Origin of the sequence: Bradyrhizobium sp. 22, assembly GCF_000482425.1 — a bacterium.
Classification (GTDB): Bacteria; Pseudomonadota; Alphaproteobacteria; order Rhizobiales; family Xanthobacteraceae; genus Bradyrhizobium; species Bradyrhizobium japonicum_B.
On sequence record NZ_KI519399.1, the window covers coordinates 3,343,102 to 3,365,033 of the forward strand.

Below are 21,932 nucleotides of genomic sequence, written 5' to 3' on the forward strand. Positions count from 1 at the left end.
GCGAGGTGGACGCATGCCGGACCTGAAGGATCAGACGATCAGCGATTTTGGCGAGCAATGGACCGCCTTCCGCGACAATCCCGGCTATTACGGCTCGGCCGATCTTCTTGCCGATCTGTTCGGTCCGCTGCTCGCCCTCGACGATGTCGCGGGCAAGCGGATCGCCGACATCGGAAGCGGCACTGGACGCATCGTCAACATGCTGCTCGATGCGGGGGCGGCCCGCGTCGTTGCGGTCGAGCCGTCCGAGGCCATGCTGGTCCTGAAGGACAACACGGCGGCACGTGCCGACCGCATCGACTATTTGCAGGCACCCGGCGACCGGCTGCCGCCCGATCTCGGGCTCGACTACGTGGTTTCGATGGGGGTCCTGCATCACATCCCCGAACCGGCGCCCGTGGTTCGCGCCGCATTCGCGGCCCTGCGCCCGGGAGGACGCTGCATCGTCTGGCTCTATGGCTACGAAGGCAACGAGACCTATTTGTCGCTCGCGATCCCGCTGCGCAAGCTCACGGTGCTGCTGCCGCACCGGGTGCTCGTGGTGCTGTCCCACGGCCTTGAATGGATACTGACGGCCTATATCGGGCTGTGCCGGATCTTGCCGCTGCCGATGAGGTCCTACATGCGCTCGGTGCTTGCGAAGTTTCCGCGCAGCGTCCGCCGCTTGACCATCTACGACCAGCTCAATCCCGCTTACGCGAAATATTACACCCGCGCCGAGGCAGAAACGTTGTTGTCGGACGGCGGATTTGGTGACGTCAGGCTCTACCACCGCCACGGTTATAGCTGGACGGTGTCCGGCACCCGCCTGGCATGATCTGATCTTCCTGGCGCACGGCCGTCGCCGCCTTCGCGCCGCCAGTGCATTTGGAGAATCAATTTGCCTGCTAGCGACATCGGAGGTGGGTGGGGGCCAAGTCAGAAGTGGCAGGCACTCCTTGCATGGGCAAGCCGTCTCACGTGGCTCGGGATCTGGGTCTGGGCCATCGGCCTTGCCTTGATGGTTCATCTGGCGTTTCTGGTGGCCTGGCCGGATCATTTCGTCCACGAGGATAGCGATGCCTATCTGGACGAAGCGCAGGCCATTCTGAACGGCCATTACATCGATAATACCGGGAAACGGCCGTACGGCCTGGCGGTGTTCCTGGTGCTGCTGTCCAAGCTGTTCGGGCCGCATATCGTGGTCTTCGTCATCGTCCAGCATCTGATGAGCATCGGCACGGCTCTTCTCGTCGCCGCGACGGTGCGCTTTGCCGGTGCGCCCCGAATCCTGTCGGTCCTGGCCTTTCTGATCGCCGCGCTCTATGCGCGCACGGTTCACTATGACAACACGATCGGCGCCGAGAGCATCTCGAACTTTCTGGTCAGCCTTGCCGCCTTCCTCGCCGCAGGCATCGTCTTCAGGAAGTGGCCGCCATTTGTCGCTGCAGCGGTGCTCGGGGCAAGCCTGGGAGCCGTCATGACGTGCCGGTCGGCCGCGGTCGGACAAGCGGCGGTCATCCTGCTCTGGTTGATCGTGGTGCTGGACGCCGGATGGCTCCGCCGACTGAGCGTGGTCGCGCTGGCAGGCGGCCTCGCCACGGCCGTGTACCTGATCCCGACGGCGGTCAATTACGCGATTGGAAAACGTCCGGCCGGCAGCGAAAGCGTGGCGGTGATGGCATTCGTGGTCGGCTATTCCGGCGACTTCCATCACGGGGTCCATCTCGACCGGAAAGCCAAGGCGCGGGCCTATGTCGAGCGGATGCGGGCGCTGGATACGCCCACCGGCTGGTCCGACATCGTGGTCTATCAATGGCCCTTCGGCGCCCTGGAGGAGCTGAAGAAGCCGGGCGACACCCCGGAAGAATTCGAGAAGGTGGTTCGCGACATCTTCATCGAGACTCTGACGACACCGTCGACGCTGTACCGGCACATCAGCAGGCATTTTCTGCGCGAAATGTACTTCCTGCTGTTTGACGCCAATGGCGCGGCGCGGCGCGCCGTCAATCCGCAGGGCTACGAATTCTTCGTGCGCCGGGACGCCTATCCCATGTTTGGAAGCCCGACCGGGCTCAAATATCGGCGGCTGATCTACGACTATTACAAGCCTCACTGGCGGCTCGAGCGGTGGCTGTTGCCGTCGCCGGACCAGGTGCAGGTGAAACTGGACCGTCTCCTGACGTTCGGCTACCAGCCGCGGCCGGATCTGGCCGATCTCTGGTACGGGCTGACCATATCCAGCGAGTACGATGAGCTTCCGGGACCGATCCGCTGGGTGTCCGCGGCAACCCTGATCCTCGCTTTCGTCCTGGTTGCAGGTGCCATCGGCGCCCGCCTCGGATTCCTGCGCCCGCTCCCCCCTGGTCTGGTCGCCGGCGGCAGCCTGATGATCCTGCTCGCACTCGTCAGCCTCGCGTTTCCGGCGTTTCTGGTCTACGGCTTCAACCGCTACGCCTATTATGCCGTCCCGTTTCTGGGCGGCGCGAGCGCCATTCTGGCGGCGGTTCTGTTTGACCGGATCCGGCTTTTCGTCGCTGGAGCGTGGAGGCATCTGCGAGGCGACCGGGCGGCCGGGGCGGCGGCATTTGCGCGAAAATAGCATTGCCGTCCCGCGATCCCTTCGGTTGAATTTGTTCCATCCGGGGGGCATGTTACGGGAATCTTCTGACGGAGAGGCGCGGAACGACAGATGAGAAAGCCGGTCGTCGGCGTGATCGGGAACGCCCATCGCGTCGAAAATCGATTTCAGGTCCAGATGGTGGGCGAGCGAAACTTGCGCGCCGTGGCCGAGGTCTCCGGCGGCTTGCCGGTGATGTTCGCGGGCTCGCCTGACATCACCGATATCGCGGCACTGCTCGACACCGTGGACGGCATCATCCTCACCGGCGCCCGGGCCAACGTGCACCCGACCCGCTTCAACGTCGACCCCTGCGAGAAGCACGAGCCCTACGACATCCACCGCGACGAGGTGGCGCTGGCCCTTTCCGTCGCCTGCGTATCCCGCGGCATCCCGCTGTTCGGCATCTGCCGCGGCCTGCAGGAGATGAACGTCGCCTTCGGCGGCTCGCTGCATCCCGAGATCCGCGAGATACCCGGCCGCATGAACCACCGCATGCCCCGGCTCGAGAACGGCGAGATCCATCCCGATCCGACCGTGGTGTTCGCCGACCGCCACGATGTCGACCTGACGCCGGGCGGGGCGTTCGCGAGAATCCTCGGTTGCGAGAAGATCAGGGTCAACTCGCTGCACGGCCAGGGCATCCTCGATCCCGGCAAGCGCGTGCTGATCGAGGGCGTCGCCGAGGACGGCACCATCGAGGCGATCCGGATCGCGGAAGCCCCGAGCTTCGCGCTCGGTGTGCAATGGCACGCCGAATACGATCCCCAGCACAATCCGATCAACCGCAAGCTGTTCGAGGCGTTCGGCGAGGCGCTGGTGGCGCGGCAGAAGGCGGCGGCGTAAGGCGCGTTCGTGTGGCGCTCGCTCTCTCCACGTCATTGCGAGGAGCTCGCGACAAAATTGCGGAGCAATTTTGCGCTGATGCGACGAAGCAATCCAGACTGGTTCCGCGGAGGGATTCCTGGATGCTTCGCTGCGCTCGCAATGACGGAGCATGAGGCAGCTGGATCGCACTTCATCAGCGTTCGAAATCGTAAACACGCCTTTTCAATCTCGCGGCGGATTTCGCCCGAGGCTTGCAGGTCGTTCGCGCGCTTTGAAGTGCCAAAGGGCGCAGGGAAGGCCGGGCGCCGGCGGCACCCGCAGGTCCGTGGGCGTAAGAACGCACACGGGGTGGACCACAGGTGTGCCGGTCGCCCGGCCTTCCCTGCGCGGATGGTTTTAACGGTGTCCTTCGTGCTCTCCTCGGGGAGCGTTGCACTATTGCCCCCGTCGCCTCGCCGCTGATCGATGCGCGTGCCGGTTGGCCGCCACATCACGGCGAGATTTGACGCCAGAACCCCGGGCGTCGGGACCACACGACTTCTCCGTCCGCGGACGATCCCGCCAGATCATCAGGGGCTGACGCGTGCTCGCCCTTGATGTCCAACGAGACCGCTGTGACCGCGCCGTGTCGTATGCACGTTGTGTGAGACTCACGGTCGCCCGCCCTGTCGCCACACATCCGCGCCGGCGCTGCCGCGTCCACCGCACCCCAACCCGCATCTCGTGACGATCGCGAAGCGCCCCTCTGGCAGGGCGGGGATGAGTGTTGTATGCCATAAATCCGAAATTCGGGAAAGTGAAATATTTTTGAAGGGAGGGCTTGACCCGGGTGTTTTGCCCGACGCCTAGGCCCCGAAGCGCATCGCCCGATCTTCATGCCAAGTCTCGCACGAGATAAACCAATCGGTAGGAATTGATCCGCCCTGATTTTTGCGGCTCTGATTTGTTCTTTGGGAACGAAGTGGAGTCAGATGCAGAACGAAAGCTGACGCGTGCGAGATGCGAGCTGCACGGCCGCGACGCGGACGAAGCGCAGGCGCGCCAGCCGATCGTCCGGCTTCAGCTGGTGTCTGAGTTCAATGTCGCTGAAACGAAAAGGCGCTCCCTTTCGGAAGCGCCTGTTGCCTGTCGCGGACAGTTCGGGCCGCTTAGCCCGAATAGTACATCTCGAACTCGACCGGATGCGGGGTCATCTCGAAGCGGGCGACCTCGGTCATCTTCAGCTCGATATAAGCGTCAATGAAGTCGTCGTCGAACACGCCGCCGGCCTTGAGGAAGCCGCGGTCCTTGTCGAGGTTCTCGAGCGCCTCGCGGAGCGAGCCGCACACCGTCGGGATCTGCTTCAGCTCTTCCTTCGGCAGGTCGTAGAGGTCCTTGTCCATCGCCGGACCCGGATCGATCTTGTTCTTGATGCCGTCGAGGCCGGCCATCAGCATCGCGGCGAAGCCGAGATAGGGATTGGCCATCGGATCGGGGAAGCGCACCTCGACGCGCTTGGCCTTGGGCGAAGCGGTGTAGGGGATGCGGCAGGAGGCCGAGCGGTTGCGCGCGGAATAGGCGAGCAGCACGGGAGCCTCATAGCCCGGGACCAGACGCTTGTAGGAGTTGGTCGATGGGTTGGTGAAGGCGTTGATCGCCTTGGCGTGCTTGATGATGCCGCCGATGTAGTGCAGGCAGGTCTCCGACAGGTCGGCATATTTGTTGCCGGCGAAAACCGGCTTGCCGTCCTTCCAGATCGACTGGTGCACGTGCATGCCCGAGCCGTTGTCGCCGTAGATCGGCTTCGGCATGAAGGTGGCGGTCTTGCCGTAGATGTGCGCGACCTGGTGGATGCAGTACTTGTAGATCTGCATGTGGTCGGCCATCAGCGTCAGCGTGTCGAACTTCATGCCGAGCTCGTGCTGGGCGGAAGCGACCTCGTGGTGATGCTTCTCGACCTTGACGCCCATCTTGGCCATGGCGCCGAGCATTTCCGAGCGCATGTCCTGCACCGAATCCTGCGGCGGCACCGGGAAGTAGCCGCCCTTGGTGCGGATGCGGTGGCCGAGATTGCCGCCTTCATATTCGGTGTCGGAATTGGTCGGCAGCTCCGAGGAGTCGAGGCGGAAACCGGTTTTGTAGGGCTCGGCCGAATAGCGCACGTCGTCGAACACGAAGAACTCGGCTTCGGGGCCGACGAACACGCTGTCGCCCACGCCCATCGACTTCACCATGGCCTCGGCCTTCTTGGCGATGCCGCGGGGGTCGCGGTTGTAGGGCTCGCCGGTGGTCGGCTCGAGCACGTCGCAGGTGATGACCATGGTGGTCTCGGCGAAGAACGGGTCGATCGTCGCGGTGACCGGGTCGGGCATCAGGCACATGTCGGACTCGTTGATCGCCTTCCAGCCGGCGATCGAGGAGCCGTCGAACATCGTCCCTTCGGCGAAGATGTCTTCATCGATCATGCTGACGTCGAACGTCACATGCTGCCACTTGCCGCGCGGATCGGTGAAGCGCAGGTCGACGTACTTGACGTCGTTGTCCTTGATCGATTTCAGGACGTCTTTGGCGGTCTTCATGCATACCCCTTTTGGCTCTGCGGGTCGGTTTCCAGATGAGCAAATTGTTCTCGCTGAGGGCGAGTTTTGCGCGACCGCACAAACGAAATCAGGCCGCCGAAGCAGCCTTCATTCTAGTCGGAGTGTCGCAAAATTCGGGATAGCACCCGGCTCAGATAGCGTCCAGCCCGGATTCGCCGGTTCGGATGCGGATCGCCTCTTCGATGTTGGAGACGAAGATCTTACCGTCGCCGATGCGCCCGGTTTGCGCGGCGCGGCGGATCGCGTCGATGGCGCGCTCGACCAGATCGTCGCCGATCACGATCTCGATCTTCACCTTGGGCAGGAAGTCGACGATGTATTCTGCCCCGCGGTACAGTTCGGCGTGCCCCTTCTGCCGGCCAAAGCCCTTGGCCTCGGTTACGGTGATGCCCTGAAGGCCGACTTCCTGCAGCGCTTCCTTCACCTCGTCGAGCTTGAATGGCTTGATGATGGCTTCGATTTTCTTCACTGCGCGCCTCCGGCCTTTCGATCAAATCGCAACGTCTTCGTCAGGATGCGCTGCTCTAACGCACGATCTTGTCTTCGCTATGCCGGAAGTCCTGACCTGTCCGGCACCAACGGCCGGCGACACCCTGAAAATGCCAGTGAGCACGACGAACCGAAGCGGCTTCCTCGAAAGCAGGGTCTATGCCAAGTTGCAAATGCCCTGATTATTGGAGCGTTATCAGCCTTTTAACGAGCATCTCTGAGTGGTGGCGCCGACTTGCACAAAATACCGAAGACTACGAAATAGGCAAACGGTTCAATATGTGTGCAGATCGTTGTTCCCCGCGTCGGATCCACGCCGAGGATGCCTGCTGAAAAGGCGATTGTACTAGGGAAGTGGCATGGAAGTTCTGACCAACGCCGAAATGCAGCGGGCGGACCAGCTCACGATCGCGGCCGGCACGCCCGGTTTCAAGCTGATGCTGAGCGCGGGCCAGGCGGTCGCCGAGGCCGCCCAGGCGCTGGTGGAGGAGGGGCCGATCCTGATCGTGGCCGGGCCCGGCAACAATGGCGGTGACGGCTTCGTCGCAGCCGCCGAGCTCGCCGCCCAGGGCCGCGAGGTCTCGGTGATCCCGATGTGCGAGCGCGACCAGCTCCAGGGCGATGCGGCCTCCGCCGCGCGCGGCTGGAAGCACCCGGTGCTCCCGTTCAATCCGCAGGCGATCGGAAGACCTGCGCTGATCATCGATGCGCTGTTCGGTGCGGGCCTCAGCCGCCCTGTCGATGGCGAGGCGCGCGCGATGATCGAGGCGATCAACGCCAACGGTGCCGTGGTGCTCGCGGTCGACCTGCCGAGCGGCATCAACGGCACCAGCGCGGCCGTAATGGGCGCTGCGGTGAACGCCACCGAGACCGTCACCTTCTTCCGCAAGAAGCCGGCGCATTTGCTGCTGCCCGGCCGGATGCATTGCGGCCGCGTGCGCGTCGCCGACATCGGCATCGACGCGCAGGTGCTGGACGAGATCGCGCCGCAGACCTTCGAGAACGATCCGGATGTCTGGGGCGCTGCCTTTCCGCTGCCGCGCATCGACGGCCACAAATACGCGCGCGGGCACGTGCTGGCGGTCTCCGGCGATGCGGCCGCGACCGGGGCCGCGCGGCTTGCCGCGCGCGGCGCGTTGCGGGCAGGGGCGGGCCTGGTGACGCTGGCGAGCCCGCGCGATGCGCTCGCGATCAACGCGGCGGCGCTGACTGCGGTGATGGTTCGCGCGGTCGACACCGTCGTCGAGTTCGGCGAGCTGCTCGCCGACAAGCGCTACAGCACCTGCATCATCGGTCCCGGCGCGGGCATCGGCGAGCGCACCTGCGATCTCGTCCACACCGCGCTCGCCGCGCAGCGTCATCTGGTGCTCGATGCCGATGCGCTGACCAGCTTTGCCGCAACCCCCGAGCGCCTGTTCGAATCGATCAAGTCCTCACAGGACAATGCGGTGGTGCTGACGCCGCACGAAGGCGAGTTTCCGCGCCTGTTCTCGGACCTCAGCAACAAGTTCCCGGGCCGTTCCAAGCTGGAACGGGTGCGCGCCGCCGCCGAGCGGTCCGGCGCCGTCGTGCTGCTGAAGGGGCCCGATACCACGATCGCCGCTCCCGACGGCCGCGCCACCATCGCCGCCAACGCGCCGCCTTGGCTCGCCACCGCCGGCGCTGGTGACGTGCTGTCCGGCATCATCGCAGGGTTGCTGGCCCAGGGCGTGCCGGCGTTCGAAGCCGCCAGCATCGGCGTCTGGATGCATGGCGAGGCGGCGAGCGAAGCCGGGCCGGGATTGATCGCGGAGGATCTCACCGAGACGCTGCCGGCGGTGCACCGGCGGATCTATTCCGCGCTGGGGGTGGAGTACTAGTGCTCAGGCAGCCGAGTAGGATGGGTAGAGCGCAGCGAAACCCATCATCTCAAACCTTGACGTGATGGCGAGGGGTTTCGCTGCACTCTACCCATCCACAAGAGCTTCACTCCACCGCGTACCAGCGCACCAGCCGCGGCGCGGCCCAGTCCGTTGCAACCGACTCGATCAGCCATCGCCCGGGCGCGGTCGCCGCGAAGGCGACGCGCTGGGTCTGGCCGGGCTCGAGCGCGAGCGTGTCGAGCCAGTAGGGCTTCCAGCCGTCGTCGAGCCTGTCGAGCAGGCGGAAGGGGTGGCCGTGCAGGTGGAACACGGTGGTGACTGAGCCGGGATTGCTCAGGGCCAGCACGACGGTGCGGCCGGTCCTGGCCCGGAAGGCGGGTGCGGAGGCCGTGGAGAAGTTCGCGGGCCGGGCCCAGCCCGCATTGGGCGCGCCGGGCGCGACATCGAACCGCAGGGCGCCTTTCAGATCGAGCTTCTCGGGAAGGTCGTTCGGAGCGAGCGGCTGCGGCGGGGCCAGCGGAACGCGCCGCGCCAGCTGGTCGGAGATCTTGAGGCCGCCGACACGGTGCGCCGCCTTGCCGTCGTGCAGCAGGAACGGGGCTGATGCGACCGCATCCACGACGGCGTCGGCCCGTGCCCCGGGCGCCAGCACCAGGGCGCCGTTGCGCGCCGAAAACGGCTCGGCGGGCTGTCCGTCCAAGGCCAGCACGCGGACGTCGTGGCTTTCCAGTTTGATAGCCAGAACAGTGCGTTGCGAGCCGTTGATAAAGCGCAGCCGCAGCCGTTGATGGCCCAGGGCTGAGAGTTCGAATGAAGTCTGACCGTTGATCGTATAGGCCGGCGTCGCGTCCTTCGGGTCCTGGCCCGGCGGGACGGCGGTGCCATCGGGGCGCAGGCGCCATTCCTCGATCAACAGCACCTCGTCACGATCGACGACGGCCGGGCTGGTCTCGGCCGCGACGATCGCCAGCGGGCGTGCCGGCTGCTTCAGGCCGTCCTCGAACAGGCGGAAGTCGGCCAGCAAGGTTCCGGCATGAGGTATTGAAATAATTGATGTTTCGACCGCGTTCGGGGGCGCGGGCGCGCGTCCTCGCAGCGGATCGGCCGGAACGGGACCATTGAGGCCGTACCAGACTGGCGCAAGCGGCACAGCAAGGTCGTTTCGAAACACCACCTCGCAGCGGTCGCCGCGCTTGAGCCGGACGTCCCGGAGATGGCTGACGGCGGCGAGCTCCCAGACGGGTGTAGCAGGCTGACCCGGTCTGAGAGCCAGCGTTGACGCCCTTGCCTGTAGGGCAAGCTGGGCAGTCACTGGCGGGGTTGCGCCGCCCGCGATGACCGCGGCCGCGGAGGCGCCAAGCCCGGCCAGAACCTCGCGCCGATTGGGGTCGAAGATCCGCGATTTCATGCGGCAATCCGGACCACGCCGTGCTGGATAAGTCCAGCCATCGTGCCTACTTGAAGCCTGCCTCCATCAGACCATTTTTTTGCTGCGAACAGTCAGGCACATGCTATAAGCCCGGCCGCCCGCGGCATCGCGGCCGGTCTTGATGCAACTTCACGCGGGCGTGGCGGAACTGGTAGACGCGCTGGATTTAGGTTCCAGTGACGAAAGTTGTGGGGGTTCGAGTCCCTCCGCCCGCACCAAGCGCTGATCGCGTTTGCACGGATTACGAGGGCCTGCTTTCGCGCGGATGTCTGTCCGCTGAAGCCGGTCCGATGCAGCACCGGCGTCGAGGGTTTGCCTCGCGCCGGATCGATTAATGACAGCGTCCCGACGCATGCGCGCCGGGACCGAACGAGAAGAAGATTGGACGCCATGCAGGTCACAGAGACCCTCTCGGAAGGTTTGAAGCACGAGTTCAAGATCAGCGTTCCCGCGTCTGATCTCGACGCCAAGGCCGGCGCCAAGCTCGTCGACCTCAAGGACAAGGTCCGCATCAACGGCTTCCGTCCCGGCAAGGTGCCGGTCTCGCACCTGAAGAAGGTCTACGGCCGCTCGGTGATGGCCGAGACCATCGACCAGACCATCCGCGACACCAACACGCAGCTGTTCTCCGAGCGCGGCTTCCGCCTTGCGACCGAGCCGAAGATCACCATGCCGAGCGAGCAGGCCGAGGTCGAGGAGCTGCTGAGCGGCAAGACCGATCTGACCTACACGGTCGCGATCGAGGTGGTGCCGGCAATCGCGCTCGCCGACTTCAAGACCTTCGAGGTCGAGAAGCCCGTCGCCGAAGTCACCGATGCCGACGTCGACGAGGCGATCAAGCGCATCGCCGACAGCAACCGCAGCTATGCCGCGAAGGCCGAGGGCGCCAAGGCCGAATCCGGCGACCGCGTCACCATCAACTTCAAGGGCACCATCAACGGCGAAGTCTTCGAGGGCGGCACCGGCGAGGGCATCCAGGTGGCGATCGGCTCCAACACCTTCATTCCGGGCTTCGAGGAGCAGCTGATCGGCATCGGGGCCGGCGAGACCCGCACGCTGAAAGTGTCGTTCCCGCAGAACTACATGAGCGACAAGCTCGCCGGCCAGCCGGCCGAGTTCGAGACCACCGCGACCTTGATCGAGGCGCCGCAGGACGTTGCGATCGACGACGAGTTCGCCAAGACGCTTGGCCTGGAATCGCTGGACAAGCTGAAGGAAGCCGCGCGCGAGCGTCTGGTTGCCGAGTTCGCGACCGCGACGCGCCAGCGCGTCAAGCGCGCCTTGCTCGACCGTCTCGACGAAGCGCACCGCTTCGAGGCGCCGCCCTCGCTGGTGGACGAAGAGTTCAATCTGATGTGGAACTCGGTCAAGGCCGAGATGGCCTCCGCCGGCAAGACCTTCGCCGACGAGGACACCACTGAAGACAAGGCCCAGGAAGAGTACCGCAAGATCGCCGACCGCCGCGTGCGGCTTGGCCTCGTGCTCTCCGAGATCGGCGAGAAGAACAAGATCACCGTGACCGATGACGAGGTCGGCCGCGCCGTGATCGAGCGCGCGCGCTCGATGCCGGGCCGCGAGAAGGAGGTCTGGGACTATTACCGCAGCAACGCCCAGGCGTTGGCCCAGCTCCGTGCACCGATCTATGAGGACAAGGTCGTCGACTTCATCCTCGAACTCGCCAACGTGACCGAGAAGAAGGTCTCGCGCGAGGACCTCTACAAGGACGACGAGGCGGAAAAGACCGCGGCCTGAGGGTTTTGAGACAGCCCTCTGTTAAGGATGATCAGCGAAGAGGCCCAGCTAGCCAGATGGCCGGCTGGGCCTCTTTGTGCGAATCAGCTTCAACTGCCCGACGGATTAAGCCTTAATGCGCGCCGCACTTGTCAGAAGCGAATTGGGCTATATCTGTCGGTACGCCTTCTACCCTACCAAGTTCCTGCATCACAGGACGTCCCTTCGCCCTTCCGGCAGTTCCAGCCAAGCTGGCAAGCCTTGCCCGGCGATGGCCGTCTCCGAAAACCCTAGGTGACTCATGCGCGATCCGGTTGAAACCTACATGAACCTCGTGCCCATGGTGGTCGAGCAGACCAATCGTGGCGAGCGCGCCTACGACATCTTCTCGCGCCTCCTCAAGGAGCGCATCATCTTCGTGACCGGCCCGGTCGAGGACGGCATGTCGACGCTGGTCGTCGCGCAGCTCCTGTTCCTCGAGGCGGAAAATCCGAAGAAGGAAATCTCGATGTACATCAACTCGCCGGGTGGCGTGGTGACGTCGGGCCTTGCGATCTACGACACCATGCAGTTCATCCGCCCGCCGGTCTCGACGCTGTGCACGGGGCAGGCCGCCTCGATGGGCTCGCTGCTGCTCTGCGCCGGCGAGAAGGACATGCGCTTCTCGCTGCCGAACGCGCGCATCATGGTGCACCAGCCCTCCGGCGGCTTCCAGGGCCAGGCCACCGACATCATGCTGCACGCCCAGGAAATCCTGAACCTGAAGAAGCGGCTCAACGAGATCTACGTGAAGCACACCGGCCAGACCTACAAGTCGATCGAGGATGCGCTGGAACGCGACAAGTTCCTGACTGCGAACGACGCCAAGGAGTTCGGCCTGGTCGACAAGGTCATCGACAAGCGCGCCGAGGAAGCCGCGCCGGCGAAGACCCAGTAACACTACTGGGGTGACGGCGGACCTCCTTGGCAACCCCTGAGATCGCCTATCACCTTCAGGTGGCGTTCACGCTATGGACGCATATGCGCGCTGCAAAACGCGTCATTCCGCCCTGCGACAGGCAGAAGGTTCCGCTTTCGTGCCTGTTTTTCGTGTCAATCCAGCAACGCCGTGGTGATTTCGGTCACTTCGCCCATGCCAAGACCGGAAATCACGGTATTGTCACGGGTAGCCGGCGACCCCCGATTAGCGAATTCTTGATAGTCGGGTGACAGCATGGTTGGCTACGATTGATCGGCTATGATCGCGGAGAATCGAGCGACCGTGATTCGCACGGGATGTAATGCGTAGGGTCTTTTTTGGTACGGAATTTGCTCTACTTAAGCTTCATGCCGACCATCGTGTCGGAATGGAGCGATCGAGCGGAACGGGATCGAACCGCGGACGGAGAGATGAATGAGTAAGGTCGGCACGAGCGACTCCAAGAACACGCTATATTGCTCGTTCTGCGGCAAGAGCCAGCACGAAGTCCGCAAACTGATCGCGGGTCCCACGGTCTTCATCTGCGACGAGTGCGTCGAGCTCTGCATGGACATCATCCGCGAGGAGAACAAATCCTCGCTGGTCAAGTCGCGCGACGGCATTCCGACGCCGAAGGAAATCTGCAAGGTCCTGGACGACTACGTGATCGGCCAGAGCCATGCGAAGAAGGTCCTGTCGGTCGCGGTGCACAATCACTACAAGCGCCTCAACCACCAGACCAAGCACAACGACGTCGAACTCGCGAAGTCGAACATCCTGCTGATCGGTCCGACCGGTTCGGGCAAGACGCTGCTCGCGCAGACGCTCGCGCGCATCCTGGACGTGCCGTTCACCATGGCGGATGCGACGACGCTGACCGAGGCCGGCTATGTCGGTGAGGACGTCGAGAACATCATCCTGAAGCTGCTCCAGGCCGCCGACTACAATGTCGAGCGGGCCCAGCGCGGCATCGTCTACATCGACGAAATCGACAAGATCAGCCGCAAGTCCGACAATCCCTCGATCACGCGCGACGTGTCGGGTGAGGGCGTGCAGCAGGCGCTGCTGAAGATCATGGAAGGCACGGTGGCGTCGGTTCCCCCGCAGGGCGGCCGCAAGCATCCGCAGCAGGAGTTCCTGCAGGTGGATACCACCAACATCCTGTTCATCTGCGGCGGCGCGTTCGCGGGCCTCGAGAAGATCATCTCCGCGCGCGGCCGGTCGACCTCGATCGGTTTCGCGGCCCAGGTGATGGCGCCGGAGGACCGCCGGACCGGCGAGATCTTCCGTCACGTCGAGCCCGAGGACCTGCTGAAGTACGGCCTCATCCCCGAGTTCGTCGGCCGTCTTCCGGTCGTGGCGACGCTCGAGGACCTCGACGAGACCTCGCTGAAGAAGATCCTGACCGAGCCGAAGAACGCGCTGGTGAAACAGTACCAGCGGCTGTTCGAGATGGAGAACATCGAGCTGACCTTCGCCGACGAGGCGCTTGGCGCGGTCGCCCGCAAGGCGATCGAGCGCAAGACCGGCGCGCGCGGCCTGCGTTCGATCCTCGAGGCGATCCTGCTCGAGACCATGTTCGACCTGCCGGGCCTGGAAGGTGTGGAAGAGGTCGTGATTTCTCGCGAAGTCGTGGAAGGCACGGCGCGTCCGCTCTACATCTACGCCGATCGGTCCGATCGCGCCGTCGAGAACGCCAGCGCCTGACCCAGCGGCGCCGGAACGCTTCAATTGGACCTTCAAGTTGGGCTGCGGAAGAATATCTCCGCAGCCGGTGTTGCGTCGCTTACCGCGTTGCGTAAGCGCCTGATGGCGCGCGTTTTTCAATGACTTGACACCCCCCGGGTCGATAGCCACCTAATGTCGGCGGCGAGCGAAAAATTCTCTTCCAGATTCGCCTCAGATCCGATCCGGCGAGCCGGTCCAACTCGTAACAGGACCGACCGGCCTTGCGGATCACCTCGGCACCTTGTGGCGGCTGCGCATGAGCATGGCGGGCTGCGTGCAAGGGGGCAAAGCAAAAGGAAAAGGCCATGACTAATCCAAAACCCCGGCCAACCATCGTCCATGGCGAAACGCACGCCTATCCTGTGCTGCCGCTGCGCGACATCGTCGTCTTCCCGCACATGATCGTTCCGCTCTTCGTCGGCCGCGAGAAGTCGATCCGCGCGCTCGAAGAGGTGATGAAGAACGACGCGCTGATCATGCTTGCGACGCAGAAGAACGCGTCCGACGATGATCCGGCGCCCGATGCCATTTACGAGACCGGTACGCTCGCCAGCGTGCTGCAGCTCTTGAAGCTTCCCGACGGCACCGTGAAGGTGCTGGTCGAAGGGCTCGAGCGCGCGCGCGTGTCGAAATACACCGATCGCGCCGATTATTACGAGGCGACGGCCGTCGCGCTTGCCGACACCGATGCGAAGTCGGTCGAGGCGGAAGCGCTGGCCCGCTCGGTCGTGTCCGACTTCGAGAGCTATGTGAAGCTCAACAAGAAGATCTCGGCCGAGGTCGTCGGCGTCGTGCAGGCGATCACCGATTTCGCCAAGCTCGCCGACACTGTTGCCTCGCATCTCGCGGTCAAGATCGCGGATCGGCAAGGCATCCTGGAGACGCTGTCGGTGACCACGCGCCTGGAGAAGGTGCTGGGCCTGATGGAGAGCGAGATCTCGGTGCTGCAGGTCGAAAAGCGCATCCGCTCGCGCGTCAAGCGCCAGATGGAGAAGACCCAGCGCGAGTATTATCTCAACGAGCAGATGAAGGCGATCCAGAAGGAACTCGGCGACGACGACGGTCGCGACGAGCTCGCCGATCTCGAAGAGAAGATCTCCAAGACCAAGCTCTCCAAGGAAGCGCGCGAGAAGGCGCAGCATGAATTGAAGAAGCTGCGCCAGATGTCGCCGATGTCCGCGGAAGCGACCGTCGTGCGCAACTATCTGGATTGGCTGCTGTCGATTCCGTGGAACAAGAAGTCCAAGGTGAAGAAGGATCTGGAAGCGGCGCAGGCCGTGCTGGATTCCGATCACTACGGGCTGGAGAAGGTCAAGGAACGCATCGTCGAGTATCTCGCCGTGCAGTCGCGCGCCAACAAGCTGACCGGCCCGATCCTGTGCCTCGTCGGGCCCCCCGGCGTCGGCAAGACCTCGCTCGGCAAGTCGATCGCGAAGGCGACGGGGCGCGAATTCGTGCGCGTCTCGCTCGGCGGCGTGCGCGACGAGGCAGAGATCCGCGGTCACCGCCGCACCTATATCGGTTCGATGCCCGGCAAGATCATCCAGTCGATGCGGAAGGCGAAGTCGTCCAACCCGCTGTTCCTGCTGGACGAGATCGACAAGATGGGCGCCGATTTCCGCGGCGATCCGTCCTCCGCCTTGCTCGAGGTGCTCGACCCCGAGCAGAACGGGACCTTCAACGACCACTATCTCGAGGTCGATTACGATCTGTCCAACGTGATGTTCATCACCACCGCGAATACGCTCAATATTCCGGGGCCGCTGATGGACCGCATGGAGATCATCCGGATCGCGGGCTACACCGAGAACGAGAAGGTCGAGATCGCGCGCAAGCATCTGATCCCGAACGCGGTGTCCAAGCATGGCCTGGACTCCAAGGAGTTCTCGATCGACGACGACGCGCTGCTGCTGTTGATCCGCCGCTACACCCGCGAAGCGGGCGTGCGTAACCTGGAGCGTGAGCTCTCCACACTCGCCCGCAAGGCGGTGAAGGAGCTGATGATCTCCAAGAAGAAGTCGGTCAAGGTCACCGAGAAGACTCTGGAAGAGCTGCTCGGCGTGCCGAAGTACCGCTTCGGCGAGATCGAGAGCGAGGCGCAGGTCGGCATCGTCACCGGCCTTGCCTGGACCGACGTCGGCGGCGAGCTGCTGACGATCGAAGGCGTCATGATGCCCGGCAAGGGCAAGATGACGGTCACGGGCAATCTGCGTGACGTGATGAAGGAGTCGATCTCGGCGGCGGCATCCTATGTCCGCTCGCGCGCGATCAACTACGGCATCGAGCCGCCGATGTTCGACCGCCGCGACATCCACGTGCACGTGCCGGAAGGTGCGACGCCGAAGGACGGTCCGTCCGCGGGCGTGGCGATGGCCACCGCGATCATCTCGGTCATGACCGGCATCCCGGTCCGCCACGATGTCGCGATGACCGGCGAGATCACGCTGCGCGGCCGGGTGCTGCCGATCGGCGGCCTGAAGGAGAAGCTGCTGGCTGCGGCCCGCGGCGGCATCAAGACGGTGCTGATCCCCGAGGACAACGCCAAGGATCTCACGGAGATTTCCGATGCGATCAAGGGCGGCATGGAGATCATCCCGGTCTCCCGCCTCGACGACGTCATCGCCAAGGCCTTGGTGAAGAAGCCGACGCCGATCGTCTGGGAAGAGGACACCAAGGTGACGGTGAAGCCCGATGGCGACGAGGCCGCCGGCGGCTTGACCGCTCACTGAGTGTGCGGCTCGAAAAGATGATAAAACGGCGCCTTCGGGCGCCGTTTTTATTTGGGGCAAGGAGAGAGGGGCGATGCAGATCGACGGGCAATGCCATTGCGGCAAGATCGCCTATCAAGCCGAGATCGACCCCGAAGCCGTGTCGGTTTGCCACTGCACCGATTGCCAGACCCTGACCGGCTCGCCGTTCCGCGTGACCGCCATCTGTGCGGGGACCGACATCCGCCTGACCGCCGGCACGCCAAGAATCTACGGCAAGCGCGGCGACAACGGCCGGATGCGCTTCCAGCACTTCTGCGCCGATTGCGGTTCCCCGCTGTTCACCAGCGGCGAGGGCGACCAGGCCGACGATTGGGGCATCCGCTGGGGCTCGATCCGCCAGCGCGACCAGTTGCGCCCGGTCCGGCAGATCTGGTGCCAGTCGGCCGCGGTGTGGATCGACGCGGTGCCGTTGCTGCCGGGGCGGCCGCAGGATTGAGCCTGGAATGACGTTCGGCGCTTGCCCGTCCGGGGCCTGGGAGGCTAAAGAGGCGGCGAGGGCGGTTAGCTCAGCTGGTTAGAGCATCTCGTTTACACCGAGAGGGTCCGCGGTTCGAATCCGTGACCGCCCACCAGCCTTGAACCCGTTGCGTCGGGTCACCCGATCGGCAAATCCTGGCGCGCGACGTCGCCGCTGCGCTCTGTGGCCTTGTACCCGCCTCGCGCCATGGCCGGCTGCCATTGCCGAAGCCAGCCGATCGGATCGGTCAGGAAACGGGTCAGCGGCTTGATGGTGGGTTTTTCGACCAGCGCGTAGACCAGCCAGGCGACGGCAGCGAGGAATGCAGGAAGCACGAACGCGCGGATCAGCATGTCGCCCGCGGAGTCACGGCCCACATGCGCCCAGTGCAGGATCATCATCCCGACGTCCTGATGAATCAGGTAGAGCGGATAGCTGATGACGCCGATGAAGGCGAGGGCGCTCGACCACCGTGGCAGAAGGTGGTCATACCGTGCGGCAAGATAGACAGCGGCCGTGCCAAACCACAGCAGCAGCGACCGGTACAGCTCGATCTGGGCGGACGGCTGCTTGACGCCCATCTTCAGATGATAGAGCTCCACCGAGAACGCCACGATGATCCCCGCGATCGCCTCCCTGGTGCGTCCCCTGACAAGGGCAGCCACGCTCATGCCGGCGATGAAGAACGGAAAGAAATCGTTGGAGGTGTAATAGTCCGTGCTGGTGGTCACCGTCCGGAAGATGGTCACGGCGCACAGCAGCGCCAGCAGCCGTTGCTTGAGCCCCAGCACCATCATCAGGAAGCAGAAGAAGTAGAATTGAAACTCGATCTGCAACGACCAATAGGCACCGTCGGGCAAGTTGTAGTTCACCTGCAGGACGTTGAGCGTCGGAAGCGCGATCAGCGTGTAGATGTAGTGGACCCATTTCAGCCCACGGCCGGGCTCGACCAGCTCGGGCGCCAGAAACTTGAACAGCGTCGTCAGGAAGCCGCAGACGATCAGCGCCGGAAGCAGGCGGCCGAGCCGCTTGGCATAGAAGTGCCAGGCCGTTTGCGACGTCTCGGCGCTGAATGCGATGCAATAGCCGCTGATGATGAAGAACAACAGCACGCCGAACGTGCCCCGGTTGAAGGCCTGCAGCGGGACAAAATGGTAGAGCAGCACCCAGATGATGGAGATGGCGCGCAGGCAATCGATGCCGACCGATCGTTCGGATTTCAAAGGGTTTCCTCAGGTTTCCGAAGTTAGAACAGTGGCTTCCCATTGTGTCAACTCCGGACCCCGTGCTCACGCCGGTCCGGTGCCTGACTGCGCGCGACGGCGGCGGCACTGGGATAGTCTCGCTGGAATTGGTCTTGCGTCCGGGAACTGCATGCGGATAAGCGTCTTCTGGTTTGGCGGACGACCGGCGGTTCGAGGGAGAATGCGATGCAACAGCCTGGCCACGAGCAAAACGCCGACCAGATCGCCTATTGGAACGGCCCGAGCGGGCAGCGCTGGGCCGATCGCCACGCGGCCCAGGAAAACCTGCTCGGACCCATTGCCGACGTGCTGATCGACCGTGCCCGGCCGAAGCCGGGTGAGCGCGTCCTCGACGTCGGCTGCGGCTCCGGCGCGACGACGCTCGCTTTCGCCAGGGCTGTTGCGCCGAACGGCTTCGCGCTCGGCCTCGACGTGTCCGAGCCGATGCTGTCGCAGGCGCGTGCGCTGGCACCAAAAGGCCTGCCGCTCGATTTCGTGCTGGCGGATGCGACGGTCCATCCGTTCGAGCCGGCCAGCTTCGATCTGCTCGCCTCACGCTTCGGCGTGATGTTCTTTGCCGATCCCGTTGCGTCCTTCACCAACCTCCGCCGAGCGCTGAAGCCGTCCGGCCGGCTCGCCTTCGCCTGCTGGCGCGAGCCGAAGGACAATCCCTGGATGATGGCGCCGCTGATGGCGGTCTACAAGCACGTGCCGAAGATGCCGCCGGTCGGGCCGGAGGAGCCCGGCCCGTTCGCCTTCGCCTCGGAGGAGCGCGTGATGCGAATCCTCAAAGCGGCCGGCTTCGTCGACGCGGCGATGGAGCCGCACAATCTGCCGATGGATGTTGCGATCGGCGGCGGCCTCGATGCGGCGGTCGACGGCGCGTTGCAGATCGGCCCGGCCAGCCGTGCCCTGCAGGGCCATCCGCCCGAGACATATGAGACGGCCAAGGCTTCGATCCGCGAGACGCTCGCGCCGTTCCTGAAGGGGCAGCGCGTCGAGCTGCAGGGCGCGATCTGGATCGTGACGGCGAAGGCGGGGTGAGGCTGCCGCGGCGGTGCCGATCTATGACCGTGACAGACGGACGAGGAGGCTGAGCTGAATTGCGCGATCAGAGGTGAAAGCGGTGTGGTTGTGCCAGACCGTGCATTCTGCTAATCGCAGCCTCAAATGTCCGATACTCAGCTTCATGGGCGGCTGCCAGGCATCCAGCTCGGGCGCGCATTCGCCGCCCTGGCGGTCTTTTACTTCCATACGCATCTCGCGCTGAAATACTTTGATCCAGCCGGGCTCCATACTTGGCGGTTCTTGGCCGATCGCGGTGCGGCCGGCGTCGATCTCTTCTTTGCGATTTCCGGTTTCATCGTTTGCTACGTCTCGAAGGCGCCGGGCTATACGCCCACCAGCTTCCTCGCCAAACGATTCTTCCGGATCTATCCCCTCAATGCCCTGGCCACGCTCGTCATGATCGTGCTCTTCAGCCGCAGCATTGGTGGCCCGCCGCATGAGATCGAGTTCGGCCGGGTGCTGAAGTCGCTCCTGATCATCCCGCAACAGACACCGATGAATGCGGTGGGCTGGACACTCGAATACGAAGTCATTTTCTACATCGTCTCCGCCATCCTCATCCCGATCGGCGGCGTCAGGCTGTTGTTGCTCTGGTGCATTGCCGCTGCTGCCATCGGAACTGAAATAGCGCCACAGCCTCCGCAGATCTCGCGTTTCGGTGACGATCATTACGCCGACTTTGCCGCAGGGGTGTTCGCCTACATGACGGTTTCGCGACTTCAGCCTAGCTGGCGCTCCAGTCTGGCGTTGCTGACGCTCGCGATCTGGGTTTACGCATTCGGGCTGCCCTTGTCGTCATGGATGACGCCGGTCGCATGCTGGCTCGCCGTTGCCGGGCTTGCGCTCTTGCCGGCTGCGCCGCGCCTCGGCGTGAAGCTTGGCGACATCTCTTATGGCCTCTACATCTGGCACTGGCCATTGTTCTTGATCCTGCCCTGGCTGGCGCTGCGAAAGCAGCTCGACCCGGGCACCGGTGAGATGTGGCGCTGGATTCTGCTCGCGCTTCTCCTCGCCATCGCGTCGGCGTCCTGGATGTGCTTCGAGCGCCCGATCAATCGCTGGGCGGCGCGCTGGCTCGCGCAGCGCTCGAGGACCAGCGGTGCCGTCGCCGGCGGACAGCGCCCCGATGCGGTGACATAACCGACGTCCTTGCCGCGTCATCGGGGTCGTTCCTTCGCACGCGGGACAATTGGCGCGGGCAGCGCAATGGCTCACACCACGTCATCCGGCGCCAGCGCGCAGCCGTTGTCGGGATGGGTCTCGACCTGAAGCGTGGTGTGGCCGATGCGGAATGACGTCTTCAAGAGCTGCGCCGTCTCCATCAGGAACGCATCGTCGGTGCCGGCGGGCATGACGAGGTGGCAGGTCAGCGCCGTCTCGGTGGTCGAGATCGGCCAGACATGGAGATCGTGGATCGCCGAGACGCCCGGGCGGGCCAGCAGGAACGCCCTGATCGCGGCGAGGTCGGTGCCCTTGGGTGCCGCGGCCATCGACATGTCGATGGAGCCGCGCAAGAGGCTGGTGGTGCTCCACAGGATCGTCGCGCAGATGACGAGGCTGGTGACGGGATCGAGCCAGAGCCAGCCGGTCCAGATGATCAGTGCCGCCGAGATCACGACGCCGAGCGAGACCGCGGCGTCCGCCGCCATATGCAGGTACGCGCCCTCGATGTTGATGTCGTCCTCGCGTCCGCGCGCGAACAGCAGCGCGGTGAAGCCGTTGATGACGATGCCGATGCCGGCGACCGCCATCACGGTGACGCCCGCGACCGGCTCCGGCTCGCGCAGGCGCAGGATCGCCTCCCAGCCGATCGCACCGGTCGCGACCAGCAGAAACACCGCGTTGGCCAGTGCGGCCAGGATGGTGGAGGCACGAAAACCGTAGGTGAAGCGGCCGCTCGGCGCGCGGCGGGCTGCGATCGAGGCGCCCCAGGCGATGACGAGGCCGAGCACGTCGGACAGGTTATGGCCGGCGTCGGCGAGCAGGGCGGTGGAGTTGCCGATGTAGCCGTAGATCGCCTCGGCGACGACCAGCGCGATGTTGAGCGAAATGCCGAGCGCGAACGCCTTGCCGAAATTGGCGGGGGCATGGACATGGCCGTGTCCGTGATCATGCGAATGGCCATGACCATGATCATGCGAATGGCCGGCATGGTCGTGGTGATGGTGACCGTGGTGGTCGTGGTCCAA

At 64.2% G+C, this 21,932-nt stretch carries 16 protein-coding genes and 2 tRNA genes; 13 read left to right on the plus strand and 5 right to left on the minus strand.

The window, feature by feature from the left end; translation table 11 throughout:
* Positions 1–13 precede the first annotated feature (13 nt).
* The 3 genes from K410_RS36880 (at position 14) to K410_RS0117150 (ending at position 3,445) form a co-directional block, all read left to right on the plus strand.
* Positions 14–817 carry a class I SAM-dependent methyltransferase gene (locus tag K410_RS36880; protein ID WP_049820067.1) on the plus strand — a complete coding sequence of 268 codons (804 nt, stop codon included), beginning with the start codon at positions 14–16 and terminating at the stop codon, positions 815–817.
* A gap of 63 nt (positions 818–880) precedes the next feature.
* The gene (locus K410_RS0117145) at positions 881–2,581 is read left to right on the plus strand and encodes a hypothetical protein (protein ID WP_155253444.1); all 1,701 of its coding nucleotides are present in this window, start codon (positions 881–883) and stop codon (positions 2,579–2,581) included.
* 90 nt (positions 2,582–2,671) lie between these two features.
* Positions 2,672–3,445, plus strand: coding sequence for a gamma-glutamyl-gamma-aminobutyrate hydrolase family protein (locus K410_RS0117150; RefSeq protein WP_028136040.1), 774 nt, complete (start codon positions 2,672–2,674; stop codon positions 3,443–3,445).
* A gap of 1,130 nt (positions 3,446–4,575) precedes the next feature.
* On the opposite strand, the gene glnA is transcribed toward K410_RS0117150, so the two are convergent.
* On the minus strand, positions 4,576–5,985 hold the full coding sequence (glnA, locus tag K410_RS0117155) for a type I glutamate--ammonia ligase (RefSeq protein ID WP_028136041.1): 1,410 nt from the start codon (positions 5,983–5,985) through the stop codon (positions 4,576–4,578).
* Positions 5,986–6,136: 151 nt separating this feature from the next.
* Complete coding sequence (locus K410_RS0117160; RefSeq protein ID WP_007603495.1) at positions 6,137–6,475, minus strand: P-II family nitrogen regulator; 339 nt, start codon at positions 6,473–6,475, stop codon at positions 6,137–6,139.
* Between the two features lie 379 nt (positions 6,476–6,854).
* Here K410_RS0117160 and K410_RS0117165 point away from each other — a divergent pair, with 379 nt between their 5' ends.
* Positions 6,855–8,354, plus strand: coding sequence for a bifunctional ADP-dependent NAD(P)H-hydrate dehydratase/NAD(P)H-hydrate epimerase (locus K410_RS0117165; protein WP_028136042.1), 1,500 nt, complete (start codon positions 6,855–6,857; stop codon positions 8,352–8,354).
* Between the two features lie 106 nt (positions 8,355–8,460).
* Here K410_RS0117165 and K410_RS0117170 read toward each other — a convergent pair whose 3' ends face one another.
* Entirely contained in the window at positions 8,461–9,765 is a 1,305-nt protein-coding gene (locus K410_RS0117170; protein WP_028136043.1) for a multicopper oxidase family protein, read from the minus strand.
* 154 nt (positions 9,766–9,919) lie between these two features.
* Here K410_RS0117170 and K410_RS0117175 point away from each other — a divergent pair.
* The 7 genes from K410_RS0117175 to K410_RS0117205 all read left to right on the plus strand — a co-directional run bounded on the left by K410_RS0117175 (position 9,920) and on the right by K410_RS0117205 (position 17,546).
* A tRNA-Leu gene (locus tag K410_RS0117175) sits at positions 9,920–10,004 on the plus strand.
* A gap of 172 nt (positions 10,005–10,176) precedes the next feature.
* Entirely contained in the window at positions 10,177–11,538 is a 1,362-nt protein-coding gene (gene tig, locus K410_RS0117180) for a trigger factor (RefSeq protein ID WP_028136044.1), read from the plus strand.
* Between the two features lie 280 nt (positions 11,539–11,818).
* Positions 11,819–12,454, plus strand: coding sequence for an ATP-dependent Clp protease proteolytic subunit (locus K410_RS0117185; RefSeq protein WP_028136045.1), 636 nt, complete (start codon positions 11,819–11,821; stop codon positions 12,452–12,454).
* A gap of 456 nt (positions 12,455–12,910) precedes the next feature.
* A complete protein-coding gene (gene clpX / locus K410_RS0117190; protein WP_018320118.1) occupies positions 12,911–14,182 on the plus strand; it encodes an ATP-dependent Clp protease ATP-binding subunit ClpX in 1,272 nt (423 codons plus the stop codon).
* A 326-nt stretch (positions 14,183–14,508) separates the two neighbouring features.
* Positions 14,509–16,932 carry an endopeptidase La gene (gene lon, locus K410_RS0117195; protein ID WP_028136046.1) on the plus strand — a complete coding sequence of 808 codons (2,424 nt, stop codon included), beginning with the start codon at positions 14,509–14,511 and terminating at the stop codon, positions 16,930–16,932.
* A gap of 73 nt (positions 16,933–17,005) precedes the next feature.
* Positions 17,006–17,410, plus strand: coding sequence for a GFA family protein (locus tag K410_RS0117200; RefSeq protein WP_028136047.1), 405 nt, complete (start codon positions 17,006–17,008; stop codon positions 17,408–17,410).
* Positions 17,411–17,469: 59 nt separating this feature from the next.
* Positions 17,470–17,546 (plus strand) — tRNA-Val (locus tag K410_RS0117205).
* A gap of 22 nt (positions 17,547–17,568) precedes the next feature.
* Here K410_RS0117205 and K410_RS0117210 read toward each other — a convergent pair.
* Entirely contained in the window at positions 17,569–18,654 is a 1,086-nt protein-coding gene (locus K410_RS0117210; RefSeq protein WP_028136048.1) for an acyltransferase family protein, read from the minus strand.
* 207 nt (positions 18,655–18,861) lie between these two features.
* Here K410_RS0117210 and K410_RS0117215 point away from each other — a divergent pair, with 207 nt between their 5' ends.
* On the plus strand, positions 18,862–19,719 hold the full coding sequence (locus K410_RS0117215) for a class I SAM-dependent methyltransferase (protein ID WP_028136049.1): 858 nt from the start codon (positions 18,862–18,864) through the stop codon (positions 19,717–19,719).
* A 126-nt stretch (positions 19,720–19,845) separates the two neighbouring features.
* Positions 19,846–20,883 carry an acyltransferase family protein gene (locus K410_RS0117220; RefSeq protein WP_028136050.1) on the plus strand — a complete coding sequence of 346 codons (1,038 nt, stop codon included), beginning with the start codon at positions 19,846–19,848 and terminating at the stop codon, positions 20,881–20,883.
* A gap of 71 nt (positions 20,884–20,954) precedes the next feature.
* Here K410_RS0117220 and K410_RS0117225 read toward each other — a convergent pair whose 3' ends face one another.
* Positions 20,955–21,932 carry a cation diffusion facilitator family transporter gene (locus K410_RS0117225; RefSeq protein WP_028136051.1) on the minus strand — a complete coding sequence of 326 codons (978 nt, stop codon included), beginning with the start codon at positions 21,930–21,932 and terminating at the stop codon, positions 20,955–20,957.